Origin of the sequence: Paracidovorax valerianellae, assembly GCF_900102625.1 — a bacterium.
Lineage (GTDB): Bacteria > Pseudomonadota > Gammaproteobacteria > Burkholderiales > Burkholderiaceae_C > Paracidovorax > Paracidovorax valerianellae.
On record NZ_FMZC01000003.1, the window covers coordinates 146,085 to 169,474 of the forward strand.

At 65.0% G+C, this 23,390-nt stretch carries 21 protein-coding genes and 1 tRNA gene; 5 read left to right on the top strand and 17 right to left on the bottom strand.

Annotated elements, in window-relative coordinates; translation table 11 throughout:
* The gene (locus BLT03_RS05935) at positions 1-258 is read left to right on the top strand and encodes a DNA gyrase inhibitor YacG (RefSeq protein WP_092741317.1); all 258 of its coding nucleotides are present in this window, start codon (positions 1-3) and stop codon (positions 256-258) included.
* A gap of 40 nt (positions 259-298) precedes the next feature.
* Here the strand turns inward: BLT03_RS05935 and BLT03_RS05940 are convergent, their stop codons facing one another.
* The 7 genes from BLT03_RS05940 to BLT03_RS05970 all read right to left on the bottom strand — a co-directional run bounded on the left by BLT03_RS05940 (position 299) and on the right by BLT03_RS05970 (position 10,068).
* The gene (locus tag BLT03_RS05940) at positions 299-754 is read right to left on the bottom strand and encodes an NUDIX domain-containing protein (protein ID WP_092741319.1); all 456 of its coding nucleotides are present in this window, start codon (positions 752-754) and stop codon (positions 299-301) included.
* Positions 747-1,619 (bottom strand): ATP-binding protein, encoded by an 873-nt coding sequence (locus tag BLT03_RS05945; protein ID WP_092741321.1) that lies wholly within the window; start codon positions 1,617-1,619, stop codon positions 747-749. The genes BLT03_RS05940 and BLT03_RS05945 overlap by 8 nt, the downstream gene beginning before the upstream one ends.
* A 23-nt stretch (positions 1,620-1,642) precedes the next feature.
* Complete coding sequence (gene argJ, locus BLT03_RS05950; RefSeq protein WP_092741323.1) at positions 1,643-2,872, bottom strand: bifunctional glutamate N-acetyltransferase/amino-acid acetyltransferase ArgJ; 1,230 nt, start codon at positions 2,870-2,872, stop codon at positions 1,643-1,645.
* A 69-nt stretch (positions 2,873-2,941) separates the two neighbouring features.
* Entirely contained in the window at positions 2,942-4,273 is a 1,332-nt protein-coding gene (locus BLT03_RS05955) for an ABC transporter ATP-binding protein (protein ID WP_092741325.1), read from the bottom strand.
* A gap of 22 nt (positions 4,274-4,295) precedes the next feature.
* A complete protein-coding gene (locus BLT03_RS05960; protein WP_092741327.1) occupies positions 4,296-6,023 on the bottom strand; it encodes an ABC transporter permease in 1,728 nt (575 codons plus the stop codon).
* A 145-nt stretch (positions 6,024-6,168) separates the two neighbouring features.
* Positions 6,169-8,925 carry a preprotein translocase subunit SecA gene (gene secA / locus BLT03_RS05965; RefSeq protein ID WP_092741329.1) on the bottom strand — a complete coding sequence of 919 codons (2,757 nt, stop codon included), beginning with the start codon at positions 8,923-8,925 and terminating at the stop codon, positions 6,169-6,171.
* A 135-nt stretch (positions 8,926-9,060) separates the two neighbouring features.
* The gene (locus BLT03_RS05970) at positions 9,061-10,068 is read right to left on the bottom strand and encodes a M23 family metallopeptidase (protein WP_092741331.1); all 1,008 of its coding nucleotides are present in this window, start codon (positions 10,066-10,068) and stop codon (positions 9,061-9,063) included.
* A gap of 4 nt (positions 10,069-10,072) precedes the next feature.
* Here BLT03_RS05970 and BLT03_RS05975 point away from each other — a divergent pair, with 4 nt between their 5' ends.
* The gene (locus BLT03_RS05975; protein WP_092741333.1) at positions 10,073-10,372 is read left to right on the top strand and encodes a hypothetical protein; all 300 of its coding nucleotides are present in this window, start codon (positions 10,073-10,075) and stop codon (positions 10,370-10,372) included.
* Positions 10,373-10,413: 41 nt separating this feature from the next.
* Here the strand turns inward: BLT03_RS05975 and BLT03_RS05980 are convergent.
* The 6 genes from BLT03_RS05980 to petA form a co-directional block, all read right to left on the bottom strand.
* A tRNA-Thr gene (locus BLT03_RS05980) sits at positions 10,414-10,489 on the bottom strand.
* 49 nt (positions 10,490-10,538) lie between these two features.
* Entirely contained in the window at positions 10,539-11,069 is a 531-nt protein-coding gene (locus BLT03_RS05985; protein ID WP_175537693.1) for a ClpXP protease specificity-enhancing factor, read from the bottom strand.
* Between the two features lie 33 nt (positions 11,070-11,102).
* Positions 11,103-11,714, bottom strand: coding sequence for a glutathione S-transferase N-terminal domain-containing protein (locus tag BLT03_RS05990; protein WP_092741337.1), 612 nt, complete (start codon positions 11,712-11,714; stop codon positions 11,103-11,105).
* Between the two features lie 98 nt (positions 11,715-11,812).
* The gene (locus tag BLT03_RS05995; protein WP_092741339.1) at positions 11,813-12,568 is read right to left on the bottom strand and encodes a cytochrome c1; all 756 of its coding nucleotides are present in this window, start codon (positions 12,566-12,568) and stop codon (positions 11,813-11,815) included.
* A gap of 16 nt (positions 12,569-12,584) precedes the next feature.
* Positions 12,585-14,000: a cytochrome b gene (locus tag BLT03_RS06000; protein ID WP_092741341.1), complete on the bottom strand. Its 1,416-nt coding sequence runs from the start codon at positions 13,998-14,000 to the stop codon at positions 12,585-12,587.
* Positions 14,001-14,010: 10 nt separating this feature from the next.
* On the bottom strand, positions 14,011-14,610 hold the full coding sequence (gene petA, locus BLT03_RS06005) for a ubiquinol-cytochrome c reductase iron-sulfur subunit (RefSeq protein ID WP_092741343.1): 600 nt from the start codon (positions 14,608-14,610) through the stop codon (positions 14,011-14,013).
* Positions 14,611-14,746: 136 nt separating this feature from the next.
* Here petA and mscL point away from each other — a divergent pair, with 136 nt between their 5' ends.
* Positions 14,747-15,175 carry a large conductance mechanosensitive channel protein MscL gene (gene mscL / locus BLT03_RS06010; protein ID WP_092741345.1) on the top strand — a complete coding sequence of 143 codons (429 nt, stop codon included), beginning with the start codon at positions 14,747-14,749 and terminating at the stop codon, positions 15,173-15,175.
* Positions 15,176-15,236: 61 nt separating this feature from the next.
* Here the strand turns inward: mscL and pdxA are convergent, their stop codons facing one another.
* From pdxA to BLT03_RS06025, 3 genes are all read right to left on the bottom strand, one after another.
* The gene (gene pdxA, locus BLT03_RS06015) at positions 15,237-16,298 is read right to left on the bottom strand and encodes a 4-hydroxythreonine-4-phosphate dehydrogenase PdxA (RefSeq protein WP_092741347.1); all 1,062 of its coding nucleotides are present in this window, start codon (positions 16,296-16,298) and stop codon (positions 15,237-15,239) included.
* A gap of 99 nt (positions 16,299-16,397) precedes the next feature.
* Positions 16,398-17,180 carry a lipoprotein-releasing ABC transporter ATP-binding protein LolD gene (gene lolD / locus BLT03_RS06020; protein ID WP_092741349.1) on the bottom strand — a complete coding sequence of 261 codons (783 nt, stop codon included), beginning with the start codon at positions 17,178-17,180 and terminating at the stop codon, positions 16,398-16,400.
* On the bottom strand, positions 17,173-18,426 hold the full coding sequence (locus BLT03_RS06025) for a lipoprotein-releasing ABC transporter permease subunit (protein WP_092741351.1): 1,254 nt from the start codon (positions 18,424-18,426) through the stop codon (positions 17,173-17,175). Before BLT03_RS06025 ends, lolD begins: the two co-directional genes overlap by 8 nt.
* An 81-nt stretch (positions 18,427-18,507) precedes the next feature.
* On the opposite strand from BLT03_RS06025, the gene BLT03_RS06030 reads away from it, so the two are divergent.
* Together BLT03_RS06030 and recJ are read left to right on the top strand one after the other, a co-directional pair.
* Positions 18,508-19,476: a phosphoglycerate mutase gene (locus tag BLT03_RS06030; protein ID WP_092741353.1), complete on the top strand. Its 969-nt coding sequence runs from the start codon at positions 18,508-18,510 to the stop codon at positions 19,474-19,476.
* A complete protein-coding gene (recJ, locus tag BLT03_RS06035) occupies positions 19,473-21,188 on the top strand; it encodes a single-stranded-DNA-specific exonuclease RecJ (protein ID WP_092741355.1) in 1,716 nt (571 codons plus the stop codon). The genes BLT03_RS06030 and recJ overlap by 4 nt, the downstream gene beginning before the upstream one ends.
* A gap of 174 nt (positions 21,189-21,362) precedes the next feature.
* Here the strand turns inward: recJ and BLT03_RS06040 are convergent, their stop codons facing one another.
* Positions 21,363-23,225 carry a methyl-accepting chemotaxis protein gene (locus tag BLT03_RS06040; RefSeq protein ID WP_092741357.1) on the bottom strand — a complete coding sequence of 621 codons (1,863 nt, stop codon included), beginning with the start codon at positions 23,223-23,225 and terminating at the stop codon, positions 21,363-21,365.
* Positions 23,226-23,390: the final 165 nt, after the last annotated feature.

Here is a 23,390-nt window from a genome sequence, read left to right on the forward strand (position 1 = left end):
ATGAGCCGTTCCAAGCCACAGTCCTCCGACCAGCCGGGCGCCAAATATGTGACATGTCCCGCATGCCGGGGCAAGAGCCTGTATAGCCCGTCCAACCCATTTCGTCCTTTTTGCAGTGAACGCTGCAAGCAAATCGACCTGGGCGCATGGGCCAGCGAGGAATTTCGTGTCCCAACAGAGGCTCCCCTGGAAGATCAGGAATCTTCCGAAAGGCATCCGCACCTTCCTCAACTCCCACCAAGCTCATGGGATAAATAGCCTCCAGCGCGTACTCTATAAGCGTGAATAGCTATTATTTTTATAGCAAACCCACAACAGCAGGATCGAAGACTTCTCCTCGCTCTTGGGCCAGCCATTCAAGCACGGGATAGGCACCCGGTAACACGGGCGCGACTTGCAAAGGCCACTGCTGCCAAGCCATCGTCTGGCCTTCGCGCATTTCAAAGTCGCCCTGCCACTCCCACACCTTGCACCAATGCAACCGCACCAGGGCATGGGGATAGTCGTGCTCGGTCACCTTCCACACGGAAGCGGCGCCGATGGTGACCCCCAACTCCTCGATCAGTTCACGGCGTAAGGCTTGCTCAACGGTTTCGCCAGCCTCCAGCTTACCCCCCGGAAATTCCCAATACCCTGCATAAGGTTTGCCTGGTGGTCGGGTGGACAGCAGCATGGAGCCATCCGCCCGCAGCAGGATGCCGACAGCCACGTTGGTATGCGCTCTGGCTTGGGTTACGGCAGCGGAATCAACCATGCTGCCGCCCCGCAAAGTCGCGCGCGAACTGGTAGGCCACCCGGCCGCTGCGAGAACCCCGCTCCAGCGCCCAAACCAAGGCCTGGGGACGCGCTGAGGCAATGTCGGACTCACCCACACCCAGCGACGACAACCACTGCGCCACGATGGCCAGGTATTCGTCCTGGCTAAACGGATAGAAGCTGACCCACAGGCCGAACCGCTCGGAGAGGGAGATTTTTTCCTCCACCACTTCGCCGGGATGTACTTCTCCGTCTTCCGTGTGGGTGTACGAAAGATTTTCCTTGAGGTACTCGGGCAGCAGGTGACGTCGATTGCTGGTGGCATACACCAGCACATTCGGCGTGGAAGCAGCCACTGAGCCGTCAAGGATCGATTTGAGGGCCTTGTACCCAGGCTCGCCATCTTCGAAGCTCAGGTCGTCGCAATAGACGATGAATTTCTCAGGCCTGTCGGCCACGATTTCCACGATGTCGGGCAAATCCGTCAGGTCGGCCTTGTCCACCTCGATGAGGCGCAAGCCTTTCGGCGCATAGGTGTTCAGACAAGCCTTGATGAGCGACGACTTTCCCGTGCCGCGGGCGCCGGTCAGCAGCACGTTGTTGGCGGGACGGCCCTCAACGAACTGCAATGTGTTGCGCTGGATCTTTTCCTTCTGAGCGTCGATTTCCTTAAGCTCGTCCAATCCCATGCCGGCCACATGCCGTACCGGCTCCAGCGTGCCATGGCCGCCGCTGCGCCGGCGATAACGCCACGCGATGGCCGAAGACCAATCCGGCGCCGATAAAGTCTGCGGCAGCACGGCTTCGATGCGGGAGATCAATTGCTCCGCCCGGAGCATCAGATGTTCAAAGGCTTCGTTCATAGGGGTTGTGGCGGCCACCGGAATCAGGACCGGTAATCGGCGTTGATCGTCACGTACTCGTGGCTGAAATCGCAAGTCCATACGGTGTCCGCGGCATCGCCACGGCCAAGGCCCACTCGGACGATGATTTCGCTTTGTTTCATGACACGCTGACCATCTTCCTCGCGGTAGCTGGGATTGCGCCCGCCTTGGGTGACCACGTGAACGTCATCCAGGTGCAATTCGATGAGGGTCTGGTCCAGATCGCCGATGCCTGCGTAGCCCACCGCCGCCAGAATGCGGCCCAGGTTCGGGTCGCTGGCAAAGAATGCCGTTTTGACGAGCGGCGAGTGAGCGATCGCATAGGCCACCAGCCGGCATTCCTCAGCGGTCTTTCCACCCTCGACGCGCACGGTGATGAATTTGGTAGCGCCCTCCCCGTCGCGCACGATGGCCTGCGCGAGCTTTTGAGCGACCTCCAGCATCGCCGCCTTGAGCGATTGCCCTTCAGGGCTGTCCATCGACACGATCGGCGCATGGTCGGCCTGCTGCGTGGCAATGGCCACGAACGAATCGTTGGTGGATGTGTCGCCGTCAATCGTGACCCGATTGAACGAGCGGTCCGCCAATTCGCGCAGCAGCGGCTGCAACAGCGCAGGCTCGATGCGGGCGTCGGTTGCTATAAAGCCCAGCATGGTGGCCATGTTGGGGCGGATCATGCCCGCGCCCTTGCTGATGCCCGTCACGGTCACGGTGGCCCCGTCGATCTGCACCTGACGGCTGAAGGCCTTGGGCAACGTGTCCGTGGTCATGATGCCTTCGGCAGCCTGCGCCCAGTGGTCGGGTTGCGCGTCTGCAATGGCCGCAGGCAGCCCGGCCTCGATCCGGTCCACCGGCAGAGGCTCCATGATCACGCCGGTGGAAAACGGCAGCACCTGCGATGGCGACAACCCCAGCAGGCCAGCGGCGGCCTCACAGGTGGAGCGTGCACGTGCCAGCCCTTCCGCTCCGGTGCCGGCATTGGCATTGCCCGTGTTGATCACGACGGCGCGAATGGCCTGCCCACCGGCCAGATGTTCCCGGCACACCTGCACTGGCGCGGCGCAGAATCGGTTTTGCGTGAACACGCCAGCCACGGTGGCGCCTTCATCGATCAGCAGCACGGTGAGGTCGCGGCGGTTGGCCTTGCGTATCCCAGCCATCGCTACACCCAGGCGTACGCCGGGCACAGGGTGCAGGTCTGCAGGATTCGGCGCAATCAGGTTCACGGGCATGGTGATGGATCTCGGCTGGTGAAAAAAGAAAAAAGGAGCGGGGGGAAAGCGCTGCAAAAACCGCTGATTCTAGGGTGCAGCCCTGGGGCCCGACTGCACCGCATTGCCATCGGGCAGGTGGATCAGTCCGGTGTGGAAATCGTATTCGAACACTTCGCCGTAGCGCCCCCACTCGATGACCGTCCGCAACACGCGTTCGGCCTCGGCCGCATCCAGGCTTTCATGCAGCAGGCGCAGAAAAGGCTTTTCCGGCAACTCGCCGGCAGGGTCTTGCTCCAGGCTGTGGCGCATGTGAGCGGCCAAGGGCACATGGGCAAGCAACTGTTGGCCAAACAAGGGCTGGCGGACGGTGTTGGGCGCCAGCACGTAGCGCTGTCCGAGCGCGGTGAGGTGCAGGTCGCCATCGGCCAATTGCGCAAAGCCCAACAGCGCCAGCGCCTGGGCCAGGACCAGCAATTCATCGTCGGCCAACTCGGCGTCTTCAGCGATGCGCGGCAGGTCGGCACGGCCGTTGAAAGGCGCTTCGGAAAGGCGCTCCAACAGCCCTTCCATGCGTCCCACATCGGCAGCTGGCAACTGGTCGGCAAGATGCATGCGGACTGCGTCGGCAGCGGGGCGACCGGTCCCGGGCTGACGCGCCGTCATGAGTCCATAGACCTCGTCGATGAGGGCGCGCACCTCCAGGCTGTCGGGATGGCGGGGGCGTGGCAAGCGGATGGGCAACTCGGCTCGAACACGGCCCGGGTTGCTGGCAAACACCAGAACCCGATCGGCCATGAGCACGGCTTCTTCGATGTTGTGCGACACGATGAGCATGGCGCGCGTGGGCATGCTGCCGCTGCCCCAGAGTTCGAGGATGTCATCGCGCAGGCGCTCGCCCGTGAGCACGTCAAGGGCCGAGAACGCTTCGTCCATCAGCAGCACTTCGGGTTCGACCACGAGCGCGCGCGCAATGCCCACACGCTGGCGCATGCCACCCGACAATTCGCGGGGCAGTGCCCCTTCGAAGCCGGACAGCCCGATCAGCTCGATCGCGGCACTGGCCCGGCGCGACCGCTCCGCAGGCGCGACACCGCGCGCCTCCAGGCCAAGCTCTACGTTCTGCTGCACGGTCAGCCAGGGAAACAACGCAAACGACTGAAACACCATGGCGATGCCGCGTGCCGGACCATACAGCGGTTGGCCGCGATAGCGCACGTCGCCACCGTCCACCGGAACGAGACCGGCCAGGATGCGCAGCAGCGTGGACTTACCCGACCCCGACTGGCCAAGCAGCGCGACGATCTCGCCGTCCTGCAGCACGAGATCCACCCCCTCCAGCACCGACCGTGCAGTGCCGTCGCTGGAGCGAAAGGACTTACCGACCTGAACCAGTTCTGCGATGGGGGACTCGGGTGACATTTCGATTCTTTCGTTCCAGGCCTCAGGAATGCATGCGGTTTTCCGCCATCGCATAGAGGCGCCGCCACACGAAGTGGTTCATACCCATGACGAACACGCACATCACTCCGATGCCCAGCGCGATCCGTGGGAAGTCTCCGATGGCTGTCATATGGGCGATGTAGCTGCCCAGCCCGTCCGCCTGCAGCGTCGTGTCACCCCAGGTGACGTACTCGGCCACGATGCTGGCGTTCCAAGAGCCTCCGCTGGCCGTGATGGCGCCGGTGACGAAGCTGGGAAACACCGCAGGCAACAGATAGCGCCGCCAGCGCAGCCAGCCCGTCAGCCCCAGGTTCTGCGCGGCATAGCGCAACTCGGAAGGCACGCTCGACGCCCCGGCGATCACGTTGAAGAGCAAATACCACTGCGTGCCCAGCACCATCAGCGGTGCGAGCCAGAGGTTCGGGTCAAGGTGCCAGCGGACGATCAGGACCACGGCCAGCGGAAACATCAGGTTGGCCGGAAACGCGGCCAGGAACTGCGCGACCGCCTGCAGGCGGCCGGCCCAGCGGGGATTCATGCCGATCCAGACACCCACCGGTACCCAGACCACTGCGGCCAGAAGGATCAGCACCACCACACGCACGAGCGTATAAGTCCCCAGCACGAAGACATGCCCTACTTCGCTCCAGCCGACCTCGCTGTGAATGAAGTGCACGAGCCAGATCAGTGCCAGCATCACCGCTGCCGCCAACACGGCATCGCCAGCACGGGTGAGCGCTGGATGGGGAACCGATGGCCGCGCGCGAATCGACGTGCCGTCATGGCGCCGCCGCAGCCGCGTGAGCGACCACTCCAACGGCACGACAAACAGTGCCGCCACCCGCTTGAGCTGCGCCGTGCGCCGCATCCACGAAAGCAGCCAAGAGGTTGGCTGGGCCTCGCTGCCGCCTTCTTCAAAACGGAACTTGCCCGCCCAAGCAATGAGAGGTCGGAAGAACAACTGGTCGTACAGCACGATGCCCACCAGCATGCCCACGATCGCCCAGCCGATAGCGCCCAGATCGCGTGCTTCGATGGCCAGGGCGATGTACGACCCTACGCCCGGCAGCTTGATGTCCTGGTGCGACACCGAGATGGCCTCCGACGCCACCACGAAGAACCAGCCGCCGGACATCGACATCATCATGTTCCACAGCAGCCCCGGCATGGCAAAGGGAAGCTCCAGCCGCCAAAACCGCTGCCAGCCCGAAAGCTGAAACACCGCGGCAGCTTCGCGAAGCTCGGACGGCACGGTGCGCATGGACTGGTACAGGCTGAATGCCATGTTCCAGGCCTGCGAGGTGAAGATGGCGAAGATGGCGGCGCATTCGACACCGAACAGGTTGCCCGGGAACAGCGCGATGAACCCGGTGACGGTGATCGACAAAAAACCGAGGATCGGGATGGACTGGAGAATGTCCAAGAGCGGCACCATCACCCGCTCCGCCGCCCGGTACTTAGCGGCGAGCGCGGCAAAGATGCAAGCAAACACCAGCGACGCACCAAGCGCAATGAACATGCGAAGCGTGGTGCGCAGCAGGTAATACGGCAGCATCCAGGGGTCCAGCGACAGCGGAAGCACGTCGCCCACCTGATAGGGGCGCGCCATCTGCGAACCGCCCCAGGCAAGCGCGAACAGCACTGCCAGCACCAGCGGAAGCAAGGCCCAGTCCCATCGGTTCCCGCGGGCCTCTACCACCTGCCGCGGGAAAAACCGCTTGTCGATCATCCTTGCGCCCTTCTCCCTGTGACGCGAGCCAGCCTAGCCTGCCTTCATGACGGGCCCAAGACGCAGTCTCGGCCCGCCTCGCCGAGCCTTGCAGGCAGGGCGCCTTGTCGCCACCCCGCATTCTGTGCGGGACGGCAACGGACTGTCAGTCGAGACGGCCGTGACAGCTCTTGTACTTCTTCCCGCTGCCGCAAGGACAAGGATCGTTGCGACCCACCCGAGGGACGTCGCCGGTGGCGGTATCTGCAGCCATGGCGGCCTCGGAGCGGACCTCGACCTCTCCGGTTTCGGTTGGCGCGGTATACGTCACGTTGGCGATGTTCTCGGCGCGGCTCTCCAGCGCTTCGGCCGCTTCGTCCAGCTGCGCAGGGGACTGCACCTGCACCGTCATCAGGATCTTGGTGACTTCGTTCTTGACTTGGTCGATGAGCTGGCGGAACAACTCGAACGCCTCGCGCTTGTATTCCTGCTTCGGCTGCTTCTGCGCGTAGCCGCGCAGGTGAATGCCTTGCCGCAGGTAATCCAGCGCCGCCAGGTGATCGCGCCAGTTGGAATCGAAGCTCTGCAGCAGCACGGCACGTTCGAACTGGTTGAAATTCTCTTGCCCCACCAAGGCCACCTTGGCCTGGAATGCAGCCTTGCCGGCCGTGAGCACCTTTTCGAGAATTTCTTCGTCGGTGATCGCGTGCGCGCTATCGACCTCTTGCTTCAGTGGCAACTGAATCTGCCATTCCTCGGCCAGCGATTTTTCAAGCGCTTGCAGGTCCCACTGCTCTTCCACCGATTCAGCCGGCACATATTGGCGTACCAGATCGGTGAGGCAGTCTTCCTGCATGTTGGCGATCAAGCCCGACAGATCGGTCGCATCCAAGATCTCGTTGCGTTGCTGGTAGATCACCTTGCGCTGATCGTTGGAGACGTCGTCGTACTCCAGCAATTGCTTGCGGACATCGAAGTTGCGCGCTTCGACCTTGCGCTGCGCCGACTCGATGCTGCGCGTGACGATGCCGGCTTCGATGGCTTCGCCATCGGGCATCTTGAGGCGGTCCATGATCGCCTTCACGCGGTCGCCCGCGAAGATGCGCATCAGCGAATCGTCCAGGCTCAGATAGAACCGCGAGGAGCCAGGATCGCCCTGGCGGCCGGAGCGGCCACGCAACTGGTTGTCGATGCGGCGCGACTCATGGCGCTCGGTGGCAATGATGCGCAGCCCACCCAACTCTTTGATCTTTTCGTGGTCACGCGTCCACTGCGCCCGCACTTCGGCCAGGCGGCTTTCCTTGGTGGCAGCATCGAGCGACTCGTCGTTCTCGATGGCGGCCAGCGCCTTTTCGATGTTGCCGCCCAGCACGATGTCCGTACCACGACCAGCCATGTTGGTGGCGATGGTGATCATGCCGGCGCGGCCTGCTTGCGCCACGATGTCGGCCTCACGGGCATGCTGCTTGGCATTCAGCACCTGATGCGGCAAGCCTTCTTTCTGCAGCAGCTGGTCGATGATTTCCGAGTTCTCGATCGACGTGGTGCCCACGAGCACGGGCTGGCCGCGTTCGTGGCACTCGCGGATGTCCTTGATCGCAGCCTCGTACTTTTCGCGCGTGGTCTTGTAGACACGGTCGAGCTGATCGTCGCGCTTGCTGGGGCGGTTGGGCGGGATCACCACGGTTTCGAGGCCGTAGATTTCCTGGAACTCGTAGGCCTCGGTGTCGGCCGTTCCGGTCATGCCCGCCAGCTTCTTGTACAGGCGGAAATAGTTCTGGAACGTGATGGACGCCAGCGTCTGGTTCTCGGCCTGGATCCCCACGCCTTCCTTGGCCTCGACGGCCTGGTGCAGCCCTTCGCTCCAGCGGCGGCCCGACATGAGGCGGCCCGTGAATTCGTCGACGATGACGATCTCGCCATCCTGCACCACATAGTGCTGGTCGCGGTGGTACAGATGGTTGGCCCGCAACGCAGCATACAGGTGGTGCATGAGCGTGATGTTGGCGGGATCGTAGAGCGAGGCGCCTTCGGCGATCAGCCCGCGGCTGGCCAGCACGCGCTCGGCCGTCTCGTGGCCCTGCTCGGTGAGGAATACCTGGTGCGTCTTTTCGTCGAGCGTGAAGTCGCCTGGCTTGGTCACGCCCTCGCCAGTGCGTGGATCGGCTTCGCCTTCCTGGCGCACCAGCAGCGGCACGACCTCATTCATGGCGATGTACATCGCGGTATGGTCTTCCGCCTGGCCGCTGATGATCAGCGGCGTGCGGGCCTCGTCGATCAGGATGGAGTCCACCTCGTCGACGATGGCGAAGTTCAGCCCGCGCTGCACCCGGTCACGCGACTCGTACACCATGTTGTCGCGCAGGTAATCGAAGCCGTATTCGTTGTTGGTGCCGTAGGTGATGTCGGCCTGGTAGGCGGCCTGCTTTTCTTCGCGCGGGGCCTGCGGCAGGTTGATGCCGACGGTCAGGCCGAGGAAGTTGTACAGGCGCCCCATCCACTGCGCATCACGGTTGGCGAGGTAATCGTTCACCGTCACCACGTGCACGCCCTCGTTCGACAACGCATTCAGGTACACGGGCAGCGTGGCGGTCAACGTCTTGCCTTCGCCCGTGCGCATTTCGGAAATCTTGCCGTAATGCAGCGCCATGCCGCCCAGCAGCTGGACGTCGAAATGCCGCATTTTCATGATCCGCTTGGAGCCTTCGCGCACCACGGCGAAAGCCTCGGGCAGCAGGTCGTCCAGCGATTCGCCCTTGGAGACGCGTTCCTTGAACTCGGCGGTCTTGGCGCGCAGCGCCTCGTCACTCAGCTTTTCGTAGTCGGGCTCCATCGCATTGATGCGGGCCACCGTCTTGCGGTATTGCTTGAGGAGCCGGTCATTGCGGCTGCCGAATAGTTTGGTGAGGAAATTGGTGGCCATGCGAGCAGGACCGCGCCACGTGCCCGAAGGCGCAAGGCGCGACCAGAATCCCTAAAGAAGAAGTGAGTTCAGGTGGGGCTGCGTTCTCGGGTTGCAAGTTGTGCAACCGTTGGCGGCAGTTCCGGACCGCAGATTTTACCTGCGCGGGGTGAGGGGCTGGGCATCGGCCTTCTGGGGTGGTCCGGCACTCGCCACCCGGGTCGATGGCGCCTGGGCGCCAGCCATGAGAAATTTCTGCGGATCCTGGGGAACACCTTGCACCAGGACCTCGAAATGCAGGTGCGGCCCGGTGGAGCGGCCCGTCGTGCCGACCTCGGCAATTTTCTGGCCGCGGCGCACCAGATCACCGCGTTTCACCAGGGTCTTTGAGGCATGCGCATAACGCGTGACCAGTTGGTTGCCGTGGTCCACTTCGATCATGTTGCCGTACGCAGGATGCCATTCCTGCGCGACGACCACGCCGCCGGCCGCCGCAAGAATGGCCGTGCCGGTATCCGCCTGAAAGTCAAGCCCGGTGTGCAGCGCCGAATGGCCGGTGATGGGATCGATGCGCCAGCCGAATGCCGAGCCCGGTACCTTGCCCAGCACCGGCGCCTGCGTGGGCACCATGTGCTTTCGGATGTGCTGGTCGAAAAGCCGTGACTCGACCACCGTCATCAAGTCCACGCGGCGGTCGGTGAGCTGGGCCAGATCGTCCAGCGTCCGCTGCAGCTCCTGCATGTCCATCGGATGGCCCGAAACCAGCGCCCCGCCCTGCCCTGGCGGGCGCGACAATTCCGACGCCGGCATGCCCGCCAGGCCCAGAACGCGCTCCCCCAGGGACTCCAGCTGCATGACCCGCGCCTGCATCTCGCCGACCTTGCGTGCCATGGCATCGAGATTGGCGCGCATGAAGCGATCACGCTCTTCCATTTCATCCTTGGCGACGAGCTTGACCAGCGATCCGATGACGGGCCATCCTTCACGCGCGCCCTTGAGAAAAACCCAGTGATACAGCATGGCCGCGACCAGCATGATGGTGAACGACACCAGCAGACCCGCCGCCAAGAGCCGTGTCCCCGTCAGGTGTATGGCCCGGCTTCGCGCCAGCCGGGCGTCCGTGATAATCAAGTGCACTACATTTCTCCGCGCCGCGCGGCGCATTGCCATGAACCGCCGTCACCAAGCCGTCACCCTGCTTCAAGCCACGCAGGAGTCCCCCACGTTGGCCAAGCTGGCGGCGCTGACACGCGAATCCACGGAGCGGCTCAAAGCCGTCGAGCTACTGATCCCTGCCACATTGCGGCCCGCCATTCAGGCAGGTCCGATCGAAGGCCCGACGTGGTGCCTGCTGGTGCGCAGCAACGCAGCGGCAGCCAAAGTGCGCCAGCTGCTGCCTGCCTTGCAGGCGCATTTGCGCAGTCGGGGGTGGGAGGTTAACTCCATTCGCCTCAAAATCCAAACCTGAAGTCCGCAAGGGAAGGCATGGCAAAGGGAGTCTAAAAAAGATGGCGCCGATTGTCGGAATCGAACTGACGACCTACCGCTTACAAGGCGGGTGCTCTACCAACTGAGCTAAATCGGCGAAGGCTGCATTCTAGCCGCGCGAAAGGCGGTGAAGCAGCCTGGAAACGCTATTTGATGCGTTTGAGCGAGGGCCGGCCGCCTGCGCCCGGCGATGCCGGCCGGGGTGGCGTACCACCGTCGTCCGGCGGCGAATCGGTGGAAACGAGCTGCACCACGCGATCTTCCGAGCCTGCGGAAGGCTCTGACTCTGCTGGCGAGACGGCAGCGGAGAGCACCGTGGAAGACAGCACGCCGCCTTCGCTGGGCTCGAGCACGTCCACTGGTGGCGGAAACGCCATGCCCTGGCCGTTTTCGCGCGCATAGATGGCGATCACGCGGCCCACGGGAACCATGATGTCGCGTGGCTTGCCGCCGAAGCGCGCCTTGAACTCGATGAAATCATTGCCCAGCTGCAACGCGCTGGTCGCGTCGTAGCTGATGTTGAGCACGATCTCGCCATCCTTCACATACTCGCGCGGCACCTGAACCGATTCGTCCACCCGCACCGCCACATAAGGCGTCAGCCCGTTGTCGGTGCACCACTCATACAGGGCCCGAATGAGATAGGGGCGAGTGGAGGTGGAATCCTGGGCATTCATCATGGTGGCGTGCGAGAAGGAAGGATCGCGCAATCACTTGCGCATGACTTTTTCGGAGGGCGTCAGCGCTTCGATGTACGCAGGACGCGAGAAGATGCGCTCAGCATACTTGAGCAGCGGCGCGGCGTTCTTGCTCAGGTCGATGCCATAGTAGTCCAGGCGCCAGAGCAGGGGCGCAATGGCCACGTCCAGCATCGAGAAATTCTCGCCCAGCATGTACTTGTTCTTGAGGAACACGGGGGCCAGCTGCGTGAGGCGGTCACGGATGTGGGCGCGGGCCTTCTCCAGGGCCTTTTCGTTGCCCTTGGTGGCACGCGATTCGAGAATGTTCACGTGAATGAACAGTTCCTTCTCGAAGTTCAGCAGGAACAGGCGCACGCGGGCGCGGTCCACCGGGTCGCCGGGCATCAGCTGCGGATGCGGGAAGCGTTCGTCGATGTACTCGTTGATGATGTTCGATTCGTACAGGATCAGATCGCGCTCGACCAGGATCGGCACCTGTCCGTAGGGGTTCATCACGCTGATGTCTTCGGGCTTGTTGTACAGGTCCACATCGCGGATTTCGAAGTCCATTCCCTTCTCGAACAGAACGAAACGGCAGCGATGGGAGAAGGGGCAGGTCGTACCCGAATAAAGCACCATCATGGTGAGAGGCTCCTAAAAATCAAAAAGAGTGGGCGCAGGATGCGACCACTCTGTAAACCTGAGCAGCGCCAGTCCGGCGCCGCAGGCGGTAGGTGCGATTACTTGATGTCTTTCCAGAAAGCTGCGTTCAGCCTCCAGGCAATCACCGTGAATACACCGAGGAAAATCAAAACCCAGACGCCTACGCGCAACCGGGTATTTTGCGCTGGCTCGCCCATCCACTGCAGGTAATTGACGAGATCACCCACGGCCTGGTCGTATTGAAGCGGGCTCAGGGTGCCTGGGCTCACTTGCGTCCAGCCTTTGAAAACTTCCGTCTTGTGGCCATGGCTTTCCTGCTCTTCGAACACGGGGCGGCGATCGCCCTGAAGTTGCCAGAGCACGTGTGGCATGCCAACGCTCGGGAAGGCGAGATTATTCCATCCCGTGGCCTTGGTCTCGTCGCGATAGAAAGTGCGCAGGAAGGTATAGAGGTAATCGGCCCCCGTTCCGCCGTGTCCGGCACGCGAACGGGCGATCACGGTGAGGTCGGGCGGATTGGCGCCGAACCAGTCCTTGGCCTGGCGCGGGTCGATGGTGGACTTCATGGTCTCGCCCACTTTTTCAGTGGTGAACAGCAAGTTGTCCTTGATCTGCTGATCGGTGAGGCCGATGTCCTTGAGCCGGTTGAACCGCATGAATGCGGCCGAGTGGCAGCTCAGGCAGTAGTTGACGAACAGCTTGGCGCCGTTTTGCAGCGAGGCGGTGTCGTTGGTCTGGACGGGCGCCTTGTCCCAGGCGATGCCGCCTTCGGCAGCCTGCGCACCCGTGGCGATGCCAAGGGCCGCGATCAGCGTGAGGATGATTTTTTTCATGGAATGCGTCTCCCGCTCAATGCGCCGTGAAGATCACGCGGTCCGGCACGGGCTTGGGCTCGCCGAGCCGGCTCCACCAGGGCATGAGCAAGAAGAATCCGAAATAGAACAGCGTACCCACCTGCGACACACGCTCGCCCAGCGGCGACGGCGGCTGCACGCCCAGATAGGCCAGTGCGACGAAGTTGATCACGAAGATGCCGTACATGTACTTGTGCCAGCTGGGACGATAGCGGATCGACTTCACCGGGCTCATGTCCAGCCACGGCAGGAAGAACAGGATGATGACCGCGCCGCCCATCACGACCACGCCCCAGAACTTGGCGTCGATCGACAGCATGAGCGCGATGGCTGCGGCCGCCACGGCCACGATCGCCACCTTGATGAACGCCGGCAGACGGCCCTTGACCACGCCGAAGCCGGCGGCCAGCACCACGCAGCCGATGAGGGCGTACATCATTTCGCTGGTGATGGCGCGCAGCATCGAATAGAACGGCGTGAAGTACCAGACGGGCGCGATGTGCGCTGGCGTCTTGAGCGGATCGGCCGGAATGAAGTTGTTGTACTCGAGGAAGTACCCACCGAACTCGGGCGCAAAGAACACCACGGCCGAGAAGATGAACAGGAACACGCACACCCCGAAGATGTCATGCACGGTGTAGTAGGGGTGGAAAGGAATGCCGTCGAGCGGATGGCCCTTTTCGTCGCGCGGGGCGTTGGGGCCCTTGATTTCGACGCCGTCGGGGTTGTTGGAGCCCACATCGTGCAGCGCCAGCAAATGCGCCACCACCAGACCCAGCAGCACCAGCGGCACGGCGATCACGTGGAAGCTGAAGAAGCGGTTCAGCGTCGCATCGCCCACCACGTAGTCGCCGCGGATCAGCAGCGCCAGATCGGGGCCGATGAAAGGAATCGCCGCGAACAGGTTCACGATCACCTGGGCGCCCCAGTACGACATCTGGCCCCAGGGCAGCAGGTAGCCCATGAAGGCTTCGGCCATCAGCGCCAGGAAGATGGCGCAGCCGAAGATCCACACCAGTTCGCGCGGTTTGCGGTATGAGCCGTAGAGCAGCCCACGAAACATGTGCAGGTACACCACGACGAAGAAGGCCGATGCCCCCGTGGAGTGCATGTAGCGGATGAGCCAGCCCCAGGGCACGTCGCGCATGATGTACTCGACCGACTCGAACGCCTTGGTGGCGTCGGGCTTGTAGTGCATCACCAGGAAGATGCCGGTGACGATCTGGATCACCAGCACCAGGAGCGCGAGCGAGCCGAAGATGTACCAGAAGTTGAAGTTCTTCGGAGCGTAGTACTCCGACATGTGAACGCGGTAGGCATCGAACGCGGTCGGAAACCGGTTCTCGAACCAGTTGGTGACCTTCGCGCCGGTGGAGGCGTTGGGGGAGATGTCCTTGAATTCGTGGGCCATTTGGTTCTCCCTATGCCTTCTTGTCTTCACCGATCAGGAGCTTGGTCTCCGACAGGTACATGTGGGGAGGCACTTCGAGGTTGTCCGGCGCGGGCTTGTTCTTGAAAACGCGGCCGGCCATGTCGAACGTGGAACCATGGCAGGGGCACAGGAAACCGCCCTTCCAGTCGTTGGGCAGCGAAGGCTGCGCGCCGGGCACGAACTTGTCCGAAGGCGAGCAGCCCAGGTGGGTGCAGATGCCCACGGCCACCAGGATTTCGGGCTTGATGGAGCGCGCCTCGTTGCGGGCGTATTCGGGGGTGAGTTCGCTCTGCTTGCGCTCGGACTTCGGGTCGGCCAGCTGCGCGTCGAGCGAGGGGAGCGCCGCCAGTTGCTCAGGCGTGCGCTTGATGATCCACACGGGCTTGCCGCGCCATTCGACCGTGACCTTTTCGCCCGGCTTGAGATCGGAAATGTCCACTTCGACCGCGGCGCCTGCCGCCTTCGCCTTTTCAGAAGGCTGGAACGTGCTCACGAACGGTACGGCAGTCGCTACGCCGCCCACGGCACCAGCGCAGCCAGACGCGATGAGCCACGTCCTCTTGCTGGAGTCGATTGGAGTTTCACTCATGGGTGTCCTCGTTGTACTTCGCTGGTGGGGTCAATCGCGGAATTGTAGCGGAGTGAAAATGGGTATTCCTAGGCGTTAACACCCTTAAACCTGGGCAATACTGACAGGGTTTTCAGCTATATCAAGGAGGGTCGAAATGGGCATTGCACAAGAATTCCGAGAGTTCGCGATCAAGGGGAATGTGGTAGATCTGGCGGTCGGCGTGATCATCGGCGGCGCGTTCGGCAAGATCGTGGACTCGGTCGTCAGCGACCTGATCATGCCGGTGGTGGGGCTGGTATTCGGGCGGCTGGATTTTTCCAACCTGTTCGTCGTGCTGGGCACGGTGCCACCGGGCGTTCCGCAGACGCTCGATGCGCTCAAGAAAGCCGGCGTGCCCGTGCTGGCCTACGGCAACTTCATCACCGTGGCGGTCAATTTCCTGATCCTGGCTTTCATCATCTTCATGATGGTCAAGCAGATCAACCGCCTGAAGCGCCAGGCACCGGCTCCGGCGCCTGCACCGGTGGCCACGCCGGAAGACATCGTGCTGCTGCGCGAGATCCGGGACAGCCTCAAGCGCTGACACGGAGTGGGGTCCGAGGCCGATCTAAGGGCCTCGGCGCCGCATGCCCGCGCGCGGTGACTCAGTGAGCGGCGGCCAGCCGGCGCGCCATGCGCACGGCTTCGATCAGGCTCGACGCGTCGGCCACGCCCTCGCCCGCGATGTCGAATGCGGTGCCGTGGTCGGGACTGGTGCGGACCAGCGGCAGGCCGAGCGTGACGTTCACGCCCTTGTCCACGCCCAGGTACTTGACCGGGATGAGCCCCTGGTCGTGGTACATCGCCAGCACTGCGTCGAACTCTCCCGGGCGCTGCGGCGTGCTGCGCGCTCGCATGAAGACGGTGTCGGGCGCGTAGGGGCCGTGCGCATCCACGCCCTGCTGGCGGGCAGCGGCGATGGCGGGCACGATCACTTCCACCTCTTCGCGGCCGAACAGTCCGCCCTCGCCCGCATGCGGGTTCAGCCCCGCCACGCCGATGCGCGGGGCACGGCCCAGGCTGCGCAGCAAGGCCTCGTGGGTGATGCGCAGGGTGTCCAGCACGTTGTCGTGGGTGACGGCGTCGATGGCGTCGCGCAGCGAGACATGGATGCTCACCAGCACGGTGCGCAGTTCGTCGCTGGCCAGCATCATGCGCACGGGCATGTCGCCCAGCGGCACGCCGGCATGGCGCGCGGCCTCGGCCTGCAGCAGTTCGGTGTGGCCTGGAAAGTCCACGCCCGCCGCGCTGAGGGCTTCCTTGTGCAGCGGCGCGGTGACCAAGGCTGCAACCTCGCCGCGCAGGGCCGCGCGTGCCGCCCAGACCACGCAGTCGGCCGCAGCCCGGCCCGCCTGCGCGCTCACTTCGCCGAAAGGCACCGGCCCCGGCAGCCCTGGCAGGGCCAGCACCGGCATGCAGCGCGGCGGCACCCCGGCCACCTCGGCCGGCGTTGCGATGGTGGCCACCGGCAGCAGTGGCTCGCCGGCCCGCACGATGCAGCGGACGGCGCGGCGCAGCGTGGCCAGGTCGCCCACCACGAAGCAGCCACGCAATTCGTCGGGCGCATCACGGAACGCCTTGGCGACGATTTCCGGGCCGATGCCCGCAGGATCGCCCTGGGTGATCGCCAAGGGAGGCAAAAGGGGCTCGGCAGCGACTGAGGGCATAAACAGGCTCCAGCGCAATCAAATCAACGGTATATAGCTATTAATTTAATAGCAAACAAATGAGCGGTGCGCAGGGCGCAGGCACAGCGTTTCTGCGGCTCAACCGAGCACGCCCGAAGTCAGCCGCACCACGCGGTCGCAGCGCGCGGCGAGCGATTCGTCGTGGGTCACCATGACGAACGCGGTGCCCTTGTCGCGCGCCAGTTGCAGCATGAGCTGGAACACGCCGTCGGCCGTGCTCCGGTCGAGGTTGCCGGTGGGCTCGTCGGCCAGCACGCAGGCCGGCCGCGTGACCAGCGCCCGCGCGATCGCCACCCGCTGGCGCTCGCCGCCCGACAGCTCGGCCGGCCGGTGCTGCACGCGTCCGCCCAAGCCCACGGCGGTGAGCATGTCGACGGCCTGCGCCACGCAATCGGCATACGGCATGCGGCGAATGCGCAGCGGCATGGCGACGTTGTCCTGCGCGCTGAACTCCGGCAGCAGGTGATGGAACTGGTAGATGAACCCGAGGTGCGCATTGCGCAGTTGGCCCTGGCGCTGGGCCGACAGCGTGTCGAACGCCTCGCCCTTCAGCCGCACGCTGCCGGCGGTGGGCGCATCCAGCCCGCCCAGCAGATGCAGCAGGGTGCTCTTGCCCGAGCCCGAGGCGCCGACGATGGCCAGCGTCTCGCCCGCGTGCACGTCCAGGTCCACCCCTTGCAGCACGGTGACGTCCAGCCGCCCTTCGGTGAAGCGCTTGGTCAGGCCCCTGGCCTGCAGCACCACCGGGCCACGGCCGGACCGGCCCGAAGCGCTCTGCGTTTCGAGCACCGGCGTGCCTGCGGCGGATACGCCCTGCGCCAAGGAATGGGGCAGCGTGCCGAGCGTGGACGAATCATTCATAGCGCAAGGCCTCCGCGGGGTTCACGCGGCTCGCGCGCCAGCTGGGATAGAGCGTGGCCAAAAAGGCCAGCACCAGGGAAATGATGCCGATCGGCATGATGTCGCTGCTTTGCGGCTCGCTTGGCATCTTGCTGATCAGGTAGATGTCTTTGGGTAAGAAGCTGGCATTCAACGCGCGCTCGATGGCCGGCACGATCACGTCGATGTTCGTGGCGATGCCCAGTCCCAGCAGCAGGCCGGCCAGCGTGCCGATCACGCCCACCATGGCGCCCTGCACGACGAAGATGCCCATGATGCTGCCGGGGCTCGCGCCCAGCGTGCGCAGGATGGCGATGTCGGCGCGCTTGTCGGTCACCGTCATCACCAGCGTGGACACGAGGTTGAATGCCGCCACCGCCACGATCAGCGTGAGGATGATGAACATCATTCGTTTTTCCAGCTGCACGGCGGCGAACCAGGTGCGGTTCTGCTGCGTCCAGTCGCGGATCAGCAGGTCGCCGCTGAGCGAGTGCGCCAGCTCCTGCGCCACCTGGGGCGCGCGGTGCAGGTCCTTGAGCTTCAGGCGGATGCCGGTGGGGCCTTCGAGGCGGAAGATTCGCTCGGCGTCCTCGTGGTGCAGCAGCACCAGCGCCGAGTCGTATTCGTAGTGGCCCGAATTGAAGGTGCCGGCCACCGTCATCTGCTTCAAGCGCGGCACGACGCCAGCGGGCGTCACCTGCCCGCCCGGGGCGATCAGCGTGACCGCGTCGCCGAGGCGCACGCCCAGGGCGCGGGCCAGTTCGCTGCCCAGCACCACGCGGAACTCGCCCGGCACGAGGGCCTTGAGCGCCTCCACGTTTTCCGCGGCCAGGTCGGTCACGTCGGCTTCGCGCAGCGGGTCGATCCCGCGCACCAGCGTGCCCTTCATGTCTTCGCCGCGCGCCAGCAGCGCCTGCGCCGCCACGAACGGCGCGGCGCCGACCACTTCGGGATTGGCCTTCGCCTCGGCCAGCGTGCGCGGCATGTCCACCAGCGCGGCGCCGTGCGGCGCGAAGATCTCGATGTGCGAGACCACGCTGAGCATGCGGTCGCGCACTTCTTTCTGAAAGCCGTTCATCACCGACAACACGATGATGAGGGCGGCCACGCCGAGCGCAATGCCCAGCATGGAGACGCCCGAGATGAACGAGATGAAGCCATTGCGCCGGGTGGCGCGCCCGGCCCGGGTGTAGCGCCAGCCCAGGGCCAGTTCGTAGGGAATTTGCATGGTGTGGTGGAAGGCCCGCTGCCGCTCTGGAAATGTCGGCCACCGGACGGCGCCGATTGTGGCATCCCGGACAATAGGCCCATGTCGGACACCCCCCATTTGCTCATCCCGTTCGCCGCCAGCCCCTCCGACGGATGCCAGCACGCGCTGCAGGACCTCGCCCTGCCCCACCTCGACCGGCTGCTTTCCCGCCTGCCGCCCCCTGTCACCGACCCGGGTGACGAGACCGATTTCATCCCTCCGCACGAACGCGCCCTCGCCCGCCACCTGGGTCTGCCGGCCACCGCCAGCACTGCGCCCTGGGCCGCCTGGCACCATCGCCAGGCGAGCGGCAGCGGAGATGACGATGACGGCGCAGCCCGCGCCTTCGTCACGCCGTGCGAATGGCGCGTGACCACCGAGCACGTCACCGTCGGCGACCCGGCCGCGCTGGGCCTGGACGAGGCCGCATCGCGCGAACTGCTGGGCATCGTCGCGCCCTGGTTTTCCGAAGACGGGATCGAGCTCAGCTACGAGCAGCCCACGCGCTGGCTGGCGCGCGGCGCCGTGTTCGAAGGGCTCGCCACCGCTTCGCTCGACCGCGTGATCCAGCGCGACGTGCGGGCCTGGATGCCCGATGCCGCGAGAGCCCGCGTGCTGCACCGCCTGCAAAGCGAGATGCAGATGCTGCTCTACACCCACGCCTTCAACGACACCCGCGCGGCGCAAGGGCGGGGGCCCGTCAATTCCTTCTGGGTGCACGGCACCGGATCGCTCCCGCCCGCCATGGCGAACGCAGCACCGCCGCCGCCCGCCCCCGAAATGCCGCTGGCCCTGCGCGACGCCGCCTTGGCCGAAGACTGGCGCACTTGGCGTGCTGCCTGGCAGGCGCTGGACAGCGGCCCGGTCGCCCGCCTGGCCGACCGCGTGGCCGCTGGCGGCGAGGCCCGGCTCACCCTGTGCGGCGAGCGCAATGCGCTGGCATGGCGGACGGGGCCGCGCGGCTTCGCGCAGAGGATTCAAAGCCTTTTCAGGCCCCAGCGCTTTAAAGACCTCGGCACATTGCTATGAAAATAGTAGCAAGAGACATTCCGCCCCGCGCGGCCTGGGCGCTGGAGCAGGCCGGCGTCCATCCCCTGTTGGCGCGGCTGTACGCCGCCCGCGGCGTGTGCGCCAAGGACGAGCTGGACGACGGCCTGGCCCTGCTGCTGCCCCCCGACACGCTGCGCGGCACGCGCGAGGCCGCGGTGCTGCTGGCCGACGCCATCGCGCAGGACCGCCGCCTCGTCGTCGTGGCCGACTACGACTGCGACGGCGCCACTGCCTGCGCCGTGGCGGTGCGCGGCCTGCGGCTACTGGGCGCGCGGCACGTGGACTACCTGGTGCCCGACCGCGTGGCCGACGGCTACGGCCTCACCCCCAGCATCGCCCGCCGCGTGCACGACCGGGGCGCCGACATGCTCATCACCGTGGACAACGGCATCGCCAGCGTGGACGGCGTGGCCGAGGCCAAGGCGCTGGGCCTGCAGGTCCTCGTCACCGACCACCACCTGCCCGGCCCGGCGCTGCCGCTGGCCGACGCCATGGTCAACCCCAATCAGCCAGGCTGCACGTTCGAAAGCAAATCGATCGCCGGCGTGGGCGTCATGTTCTACGTGCTGATGGCGCTGCGTGCCGAGCTGCGCCAGCGCGGCGTGTTCGACAAGGCCAGCCAGCCCAAGCTGGAGCCGCTGCTGCCGCTCGTCGCCCTGGGCACGGTGGCCGACGTGGTGCGCCTGGACAGCAACAACCGCCGCCTCGTCGCCCAGGGCCTGCGCCGCATCCGCGCGGGCGCCATGCCGGCGGGCATCGCCGCGCTGTTCGACGCGGCGGGCCGCAAGGCGCCGGTGGCCACCACGTTCGACTTCGGCTTTGCCCTGGGGCCGCGCATCAACGCCGCGGGACGGCTGGCCGACATGACCCTCGGCATCGAATGCCTGCTGACGGACGACGCCGGCCGCGCCGCCGAACTCGCCCGCACGCTGGATACCATCAACCGCGAACGCCGCGAGATCGAAGGCGGCATGCGCGAACAGGCGCTGCTCATGGCCGAAAGCCTGTTCGAAGAAGGCACCGAGCCCCCGCCGGCGATCAGCGTGTTCGACCCCGACTTCCATGAAGGCGTGGTCGGCATCGTGGCCTCGCGCATCAAGGACAAGCTGCACCGCCCCACCTTCGTCTTCGCCGCCAGCGCTGCGCCGGGCAAGGGGCACGAACTCAAGGGCTCGGGGCGCTCCATTCCCGGCTTTCACCTGCGCGACGCGCTCGACCTGGTGGCCAAGCGCCATCCGGGCACCCTGCTCAAGTTCGGCGGCCATGCCATGGCCGCAGGCTGCACCGTGGCCGAAGAACACTTCGCCACCTTCGAGCGCGCCTTCGCCCAGGTCGCCCAGGAATGGCTGGACGCCGCCACGCTCACCCGCCGGCTCGACACCGACGGCCCTCTCGCCCCCGAATACTGCCGTGCGGAAATGGTGGACACGTTGCACCGCGAAGTCTGGGGCCAGGGCTTCGCGCCGCCCACCTTCAGCGAAGAGGTCGAAGTGCTGTCGCAGCGCCTGGTGGGCGAGAACAAGCACCACCTGTCGCTCAAGCTGCTGCACCAGGGCAAGCCGGTGGACGGCATCTGGTTCGGTCACACCGAGCAGTTGCCGTCACGGGTGCTGCTGGCCTTCAGGCTGGATGTGAACGAGTGGAAGGGGGAGCGGCGGGTGCAGTTTCTGGTGGAGGGGGCACAGCTTTAAAGAGCGGCCCGCCGCTGACGGGGCGGGCGCCCCAATCCTTGAATTACATACCAAACAGGCTTCCTGCCGCCGTATCTATTGCGCTGACAGCTATTAATTTCGTAGCAGCAGGCTGATTTTTACGTCGATTAGCCGGCCATTGTTTTCATGGCCGGCTACGGGTTCACCGCAATTTCAGAACGTTTCCCAGTCGTCCTCGGAACCGGAAGCCGTCCGTGCCGGGGCGGAACGCGGCGCTGCGGCCGCGTTGCCATTGCCAAGGCGGGGCGCTGGCGCAGTGGTCGCCGATGCCTTGGAAGGGGCTGGCTTGGGCGCAGCAGCGGCTTTCTTGGCCGGCGCCGCCGCGCCAGCGCGGGCAGCGGGAGGGGTGAGCGCTACGGGGGCAGCAGCCCGGGCGGCGGCGGGCGCTCCCGCAGAGCGGCTCAGTGCCGCAGCAGGCGCTGCCCTTGGCGCCGCAGTCCGCACCGGTGCCGCGATGGGCGCGCGCGCTACCGTCACGGCGCCCACGTTGAATACCGACACCACCTGCGACAGGCGCTGCGCCTGGTCGCGCATGGCGCTGGCTGCGGCGCTCGACTGCTCGACCAGGGCGGCGTTCTGCTGCGTCATCTGGTCCAGGTTGCTCACGGCCTGATTGACCTGGGCGATGCCGTCGCGCTGCTCGGTGGACGAGGCGGTGATCTCGCCGATCAGGTCGGACACGCGGCGCACGCTGCCCACGATCTCTTCCATGCTCTGGCCGGCCTGCGCCACTTGCTGAGAGCCGGACTCCACGTTCTGGACCGACGTATCGATCAGCAGCTTGATCTCCTTGGCGGCCTCGGCCGAGCGCTGCGCCAGGCTGCGCACTTCGGATGCCACCACCGCAAAGCCCCGGCCCTGCTCACCGGCCCGTGCTGCCTCGACGGCGGCGTTCAGCGCGAGGATGTTGGTCTGGAAGGCGATGCTATCGATCACGCCGATGATGTCGCCGATCTTGCGCGAGCTGTCGGTGATCTGCTGCATGCTCGTGACCACCTGGCCCACCACTTCGCCGCCCCGCCCGGCCGCTTGCGCGGCGGTGGACGCCAACTGGTTGGCCTGTCGTGCGGTTTCAGCCGATTGGGTGACGGTGGCGGTCAGCTCTTCCATGCTGGCCGCGGTTTCTTCAAGGTTGGCCGCCGTCTGCTCGGTGCGGGCGGACAGGTCCTGGTTGCCCGTGGCGATCTCGCTGGAGGCCGACGAGACCGATTCCACCCCCGACCGCACCTCGGCCACCACGCCGCGCAGGCGCGCGGCCATGGCAGACAGCGAGCGCAACAGGTGGCCCAGCTCATCCTTGCGGTCGTCATGCACTTCCACGGTCAGGTCGCCCTCGGCGATGGCATCGGCCACGCCCACTGCGCGGTCCAGCGGCAGGGTGATGGAACGCACGGTCAGGCGTGCGAGGAACACGCCGAGCAGCACCACCAGCGCTGCGATGCCGACGCCGATCCAATGCGCCCGCTGGCGCTGGCGCCGGCCTTCGCTCTTGGCGGCTTCACGCTGGGCTTCCTGCTGTTCGATGAAGGTTTCCTGGGCGCGGATGTATTTGGCGACGGCTGGCAGCAGGGCGTCGTCCACCAGCTTGCGGGTGGCGTCGATGTCCGCGCGGCCTTCCTGGGCCTGGGCGGTGATCTTCAGCACGCCGCTGCGCTCGGCGGCGATGCGCTCGAGCTGCGCCTTGTCTTCGGGGCTGACCGCCTGTTCGACGATCTTCTTTTGAATCTCGGTGATGGCCGCGATGTCTGCCTTGACCTGCGTTTTCATGCGGGCGCTCAGCACCTCATCGGTCGCCACAGCGCTGACCACGACCCGTTCGACGGCCAACTGGGTCATGCCCTTCCATCGCAGCGCCAGCGAGATGCGGTCTTCGTTGGCCTGCACGTTGGCCGTGGTTTCGGCATCGACGCGGGCCGTGTAGTTCACGAGCGCGTAGACCAGCACCAGCATGCTGCCCATGAGGCCGAGGATGATGAGCCACAGCTTGCGGCTGACGGAAAGGTTTTGGAATTTCATGGGGATGCAACGATGGAAAAAATGGCGCACGAATGCACGGTAGGGGGTTCAACGCGCCGCCTCGCCTCTGCGTGCACTCTTTTTTACATTTTGCGCATTCCAGGGGTTTATGGCAGTGGGGTTTTCCGTACTTGGTGCCATATTGCGACACGGGTCATGCCCGCC